Raw genomic sequence first — 6,348 nt, forward strand, 5'->3', positions numbered from 1 at the left:
ATTCTTTTGAGGGAGTTTATATTTTTTATACTTATCTATACTTATATAAATGGAGGATGATAGAAATTGAAATGGTTTACTAGAATTGCTACTTTCATAATTGGAATGTTAACTTTGTTTTTTTTAATTTCAGCGATTGGCTCAACTCTATTACAACAACCTATTCTTTCAACTGTGATCCGATCTAATAGTATGTATCCTTTAATGGAAAGAGGAGATATGGTTGTCGTTAATAAGTTAGCTTCTGAGGATGAAATCCATGTTGGAGATGTTGTTATTTTTAAAACAGAAAATGGAACATACGCTACAAAAGGATGGATTATCCATCGCATTGTTGGAGGGGATGCTGTAACAGGGTATATAACAAAAGGGGATAATAATAAACGTACTGATCAGGCTGAAGGAGGGACAGGTCCCATTGAGCGGGAATGGATTGTGAGCCGTACTGTTAATGTATCTGAGCACCCCATTGTCATTCCCTATATTGGATTCCTTCCAGTATGGGCTGAACAATTCGAAGTTCAAAGCTCAACTATGCAGTTAATTGCCGTAGGTATTGTCGTTTATTTAATACTTAGTTTGATTTTCGGAGAAAAGAGAAGAAAAAGGAAAAAGAAAGAAAAGGACTTAGATCTGCCTTTGATGTATATGTTTGCAGGATTATTTATTTCAATGATGATGATGATCACTATGCTCTTGGCTAGCAGTCCAATAAAACTCAATTATAACGTTTCTGAAGATAGCAACGGTATATTAATGGGGAGTTCTGTTGGCGTACTTATGAAAGGGACAGAACACCAGCAAAAACTAGTTGATCTTAATAACGGTGGTTTTTTTACTTTTGTGGCTTCTATTTCAACGAAGGATAAGCAGATCATTCCTAGTCACACATCATTTTATTTAAAACCTGGTGAAAAAGTAAAAACCAGCGCTATTATACAAGCAAATACAACTGGAAAATATAATTCAAAAATAAATGTAGGTCTGTTTTATCCTTTTTTACCTAAAGAAATGATCCAAATTTTGGCAAACATTAGCTATTGGTTAGCATTATCTGTTGTGTCACTTATTCCCGGTCTTCCATTTATGGTTTATCCACTAGTCCAATCTCGCCTTCGTAGAAAGCTGATACGTGGGTTCAAATTTATGTGGAATCGCTTTAAACAAAAACTAGTGTTTACATCTTAAAGCAAAATTTAAAAATTTGGAGGCGAAAATATTGAATCGCTTTATAAAAAATGTATTATTCATAGGTGCACTAGTTATTATAATTTCCAGTATTGCCGCAGTTATGGCATTAGGAGATACAGGTGATGGTACCGTTTCTATTATGAATGAAGACGTTGAACTTGTTGAAATTACACCTGGTAATCATGCGGCAATGAATATAACAAATGCATATCCTGAAGGAAATAAGAAACTAACCTTTAACTTTGATAAAGGTTTTGGAGGACAATATGGATTTCAACCTGGTAGTTATTATACTTGGGACATGCTCTTCAAAATCACGAATAAGACAGAACAACCACTTGATGTTAAGGTTGAATTTAATGCTTCAAACAAAGATTGGGTAGACAGCAATTTAGGTTTAAAAACAAAAATTGGTAGTAGCGATTTACAGATCATTAATGATGATAATCAAGAGTTTATAATCGATGCTCTTGCATCAAATGAAGGAACTTGGGTTGATCTAACTATAGCTATACCTAGGGTACTCCAATCAGATACATTAAATGAGAAATTCACCATCATTGTTAGTGTTCCAATTGAAGATCCAGACAATCCCGATGAACCTGAGGATGAACCAGACAAACCTAATAAATCGAGCAATCCAAATAATCTAACTACACAAACTCTTGCTCCCGAAGTGATTCATAAACTTTACTTATATGAAGATATACAAAATGGAGTGGTTGATGATAAATTAAAACGAATTGACCCATATAATAGTAAAGTTAGACCATTTGTTTTAAACGATAGAATGTTCCTGCCAATGCGATTTTTATCTGAGAGCTTAGGTGCCTCTGTCCATTGGAACAGTGAAACGGATACTGTGACTATTATGGAAAACGGAAAAGTTGTCAGGCTTGTTCTTGGAGAAAAAGCAATATGGATTAACGGTGAGGCAATCGAAATTGACGTTGCCCCTATTGTATATGAAAACCGGACCTTCTTACCTGTTAGACATGTAGCTACTGCACTTGATAAGCATGTAGACTGGTACGAAGATCACCTGGTGATTGTCAGTTGGATAAAACAATATCAACCTAGTGAACTACAGCGTGAAGAAATTATCAAAAAGTATTTTAGACCTTAATAGATTCTTTTTCAAGCCTGTTGAATTATTTCAACAGGCTTTTTCTACGTGCGAACAATAACAACAAACAAAAAGTAACTATGTAGCTCGATCTATTTACATAAGTAGGAGAATAAATTGAAAGATTGAAATCTAAATAAGTGAAGAATATAGAAAATTCCATACGTTTTGAGGAGAGTATTGTTAAATACTTGAGGATACTTAAAAGCGATGTATATTGAATGGTAAGCGTATAAAGTTAAAATATTATGAGAGATTGGGGGCTAATTGCCCCCATCCTGTTCAATTCAAATTATGAGAATCTTTGAAATTGTCTGTAGAAGTTAATGAACTGCATACGTTACTAAACCTTTTGAATTAGCAAATAATGCTGCATTTGTACGATCAGTTAATTCCAACTTAGACAAGATTTGACTCACGTGTTTTTTTACAGTGTACTCCGTAATAAATAATTTCACTGCAATTTCTTGATTAGAATAACCTTTACCAAGCTCCTTTAATACTTCTAACTCTTTTGGTGTTAATTCATGAAAACTTCTGTCCCTATCGTTATCTGATAACATTAGTTCAAAAATATTTGGATCATAATATTTTCTTCCCTGATTTACAATTTGGATTGCATGAAAGAGTTCTTCGGGTAATGCCTCTTTTAGTACATATCCATCAACACTTGATTGTTTAGCTCTATGAATATCTTCTTGGTTTGCAGATGAGGTTAAGATAATGAATTTACAGTCACTACCTAGATTACGTGCCTGTTCTATAATACTTAATCCATCTTCATCACCTAGTTTTAAATCAACTAATGCAACATCTGGGTTGGTTTGTTGAATTAATTGTAAAGAATGAATGATATTTGAAGCTTCACCTAAACATTCAAAGGACTCATTTAAAGATAAAATGTTGGACAATCCATTTCTTACTAGTGGGTGGTCATCAATAATTACAACTTTCATTCAGAGATTACCTCCTGATTGATTAACTTTTGAATTTGAGGGATGGTAATTTCAATTTGTGTTCCTTGATTGATATGACTATGGAAATTAATTGTCCCTCCTAAAGAATGAACGAGTGACTTCATATTATAAATGCCAATACCAGTATTTTTATTGGGATGGTTTTCATTTAGTTTAAAACCTTTACCGTTGTCTTGAATTTCAATGTAAATTCGTTGATTGATTTGAATATATACTCCCAATTTATTGCATAAACCATGCCTGACCGCATTTCCAGTAGATTCACAAATCACTCGATATATCATATTTTTAATATACATTGGAATGGTTTGCTCGTCTCCCAAAAAACGATAATCGATAGTGATTTGGTTTAACTTTGCTAACTCATCTAAATAGTTACTTATTTTAGTTTTAAATAAGTTTTCGCCTCTTTTTTTGGAGCTTAGGTTGTAAATTGTGGATCTCAATTCTTTGTTCGCTTCATTAGTAGATTGAATAATCATTTGAAAATTTTTTTTAATTTGTTCAGAACTCATTTTATCTTTATTGTTACTTAAAGCATGCAGAGCATATACGATGCTAAATAATCTTTGTGAGATGTTATCATGTATTTCATTAGCGATTCTATTTTGTTCACCAGAGATGAGTAATTGATAAGCGACTTCCTCAAGGTGAATACGCTCTAGAATCATTTTGCATAATTTAGAGAGGAAAACCAATTCACGCTGGAAACAATTTGAATCATCGTGAATGTTGATTTGATTTTCAATCCCAATTAAAACTTCATGTTTTGTTGATTGAATGGATATGATAGAGAATTTTCGATGTTGCAGCGTGATTTCAACCATGTTTTTGTGCTTTTGATATTGTTCCCAGTTTAATTGTATTTCTTGAATGATTTGATCTCTAGAATCTTGATCTATTTCTGTATCATACCCCCTTATATCAAATAAAAACTTTTCTGTGTCGAATTGTGAAGTGATAATAAATGAACAAGGTGTTTTTGTTAATTTAACTGTATAATCCGTAACTACTTTTAATAGATTGTTTAAATTTTTTTGTGAAGTAAAGGTTTCAACAATTTGGTATAGTGACATGATATGATCTATCGCTTCGTTTGTTTTTTGATTTGCTTTTTCTAATTTTTGATTCGTAACGATTAGTTTTTGACGCTGTTTTTTTAGCTGGGATGCATGATCGTGGAGTTCTTTTGTGAAGTTTGAAAATAATTGCACGGCAATGGTGATCAGAATAAATACTAAATATAAATAAGAGTTCTCAATGATTAGATTGCTAATTTTAAGACCTAAACTATTAAAAAAGTTAAACGTGATTAAAGTTGAAGCAAACATATACATGATTAATGTAACCCAGCAAAAGAAAGCCGATAAATAACAAGCTGCAACCATGACAGGATTTAATGCATACCATATAAATGCACTTTCAACACCTTGAGTTGGAATCAAAATAAGTACAATCCCAAAGGATTCTATCAACACAATCGATTTTATGAAATGTTCATGATTTCGATATATAAGGAGTAGCTTAGTGATTAGCCAGGCAGCGATAGATAAAGAAATAATAACCCCTAATTTAAACAGTAATGGTGATTTAGGAACACTGATTAAATAAAATGAAGATGTAAAAAATAATGATAAATAACGATAAAGGATCAGAATTCTCTCTGTGCCATGATTATTTTTAAAAACTTTAATATGACTAAGGTTGAGTTTATCATTGAAAGAAAGGTTAAGTTTTTGGTACATAGGAGAGTTCCTTCCCCTTGGTGGAATAATGAGTTTCTATATCCGTCTTGTAACCTACATAATTGTTAGCGTCGTAACTGTAAAAATATTGGTCATCGATCAAAAAATATGTCGTATTATTTTTTATCCCATCATGATATCTAAAGATGGGAAGATCCTTTTCATCAACAATCTGTAATAATGCTTTTATAGATTCTATTTTTACAATAGATTTATCTGTCGTATTAACAGCTTCCTTTACATTAATCAATCTTTTTAAATATTTTTTATCAATTTTAGTCGCTTCAGATATATATTGTTTTTTTCGTTTCACATTTTTATTTATTTGATATAGAAAATAAAAGACAATAGTTAGTGATAATATTGAGAAAAAAACACGTAACCAAGTTAATGGAATATTTAATTTAAATAAATGAAAATATTGCGGAATTACGGTTTTATTTATTAATGATTTTTCTTCGGAAATCCCATTGTTTTCTACAAATTTTATTCTGTTTGATGAATATTCGAAGCTTAAAAAGGCACCATTTGCTAAAGGGATTTCATTCTCTTTGTAGTGGATCATTCCGTTTATATTAGGTATAATTTTTAATTGGTAACTTCCCACGCTAATTCCTGTTTCTTCTTCGACATTTTCAATAAATGTAATGATACTCTCAAGCTCAATCTTATATTCATCGTTTAAGATTATCGTTTCATTTTCAGTTGCTTTAGATTGATGAATTGAATTTAAAGGGAATTCCTTTTCCCACAAGTCCTTAGCTTGTACTAATAGAGTGACCTCACTAGTATGTTCTACTTCAACGGGGTGGTCTGATGAAACAGTAGACTTTATATAAATTGGAATCGTATTTGTAATACTTCGAATCATTATATTTCCAGGATCAATAATACCTCCATTAGGATACAAAATATTAGGTATAATTTCTGCTTTATATTCAAAATTTGTTGATTGCGTAATTCTATTATCTAGTGATTCATTTGTGATAGAAGTAGGTTTGGAAATACTATAAACTGTCATAATAATGGAAAGGAGTCCTAGAATTATTAAAATGACCTTGAACTTTATGGATTTAAAAAAATGAATTGTTTTTAATTTATGCAAGAAAATATTCATCATACCTCACCTCGATCTATAGTTGGATATTAATGATTGTCATTGTCTTTGTTGTCCTTATTGCCTTAATCATCGCTGTTGTCGCTCTCGTTATTTTTATCGTTGCCTTTATTATCGCTGTTGTCGCTCTCGTTATTTTTATCGTTGCCTTTATTATCGCTGTTGTCGCTCTCGTTATTTTTATCGTTGCCT

5 protein-coding genes are annotated in these 6,348 nt (G+C 31.7%); 2 read left to right on the top strand and 3 right to left on the bottom strand.

The features are described 5' to 3' along the window. Positions 1-66 precede the first annotated feature (66 nt). On the top strand, positions 67-1,188 hold the full coding sequence (locus tag EPK97_RS14300) for a signal peptidase I (RefSeq protein WP_162037289.1): 1,122 nt from the start codon (positions 67-69) through the stop codon (positions 1,186-1,188). Positions 1,189-1,219: 31 nt separating this feature from the next. Beyond that, positions 1,220-2,317: a copper amine oxidase N-terminal domain-containing protein gene (locus EPK97_RS14305; protein ID WP_162037290.1), complete on the top strand. Its 1,098-nt coding sequence runs from the start codon at positions 1,220-1,222 to the stop codon at positions 2,315-2,317. A gap of 323 nt (positions 2,318-2,640) precedes the next feature. Here the strand turns inward: EPK97_RS14305 and EPK97_RS14310 are convergent, their stop codons facing one another. Genes EPK97_RS14310 through EPK97_RS14320 form a run of 3 tightly spaced genes read right to left on the bottom strand, consistent with a single transcriptional unit; the run spans position 2,641 to position 6,156 of the window. Further along, on the bottom strand, positions 2,641-3,273 hold the full coding sequence (locus tag EPK97_RS14310) for a response regulator (RefSeq protein ID WP_162037291.1): 633 nt from the start codon (positions 3,271-3,273) through the stop codon (positions 2,641-2,643). Next, positions 3,270-5,039 carry an ATP-binding protein gene (locus EPK97_RS14315; RefSeq protein ID WP_162037292.1) on the bottom strand — a complete coding sequence of 590 codons (1,770 nt, stop codon included), beginning with the start codon at positions 5,037-5,039 and terminating at the stop codon, positions 3,270-3,272. Before EPK97_RS14315 ends, EPK97_RS14310 begins: the two co-directional genes overlap by 4 nt. Beyond that, positions 5,023-6,156 carry a DUF5305 family protein gene (locus tag EPK97_RS14320; protein ID WP_162037293.1) on the bottom strand — a complete coding sequence of 378 codons (1,134 nt, stop codon included), beginning with the start codon at positions 6,154-6,156 and terminating at the stop codon, positions 5,023-5,025. The genes EPK97_RS14315 and EPK97_RS14320 overlap by 17 nt, the downstream gene beginning before the upstream one ends. Positions 6,157-6,348: the final 192 nt, after the last annotated feature.

It is taken from the genome of Chengkuizengella sediminis, assembly GCF_010078385.1.
Taxonomy (GTDB): domain Bacteria; phylum Bacillota; class Bacilli; order Paenibacillales; family KCTC-33759; genus Chengkuizengella; species Chengkuizengella sediminis.

Excerpts from the sequence above, each read along its gene's own strand:
- EPK97_RS14315 (WP_162037292.1), bottom strand. The coding sequence starts at position 5,039 with ATGTACCAAAAACTTAACCTTTCTTTCAATGATAAACTCAACCTTAGT.
- EPK97_RS14320 (WP_162037293.1), bottom strand. The coding sequence starts at position 6,156 with ATGAATATTTTCTTGCATAAATTAAAAACAATTCATTTTTTTAAATCC.
- EPK97_RS14310 (WP_162037291.1), bottom strand. The coding sequence starts at position 3,273 with ATGAAAGTTGTAATTATTGATGACCACCCACTAGTAAGAAATGGATTG.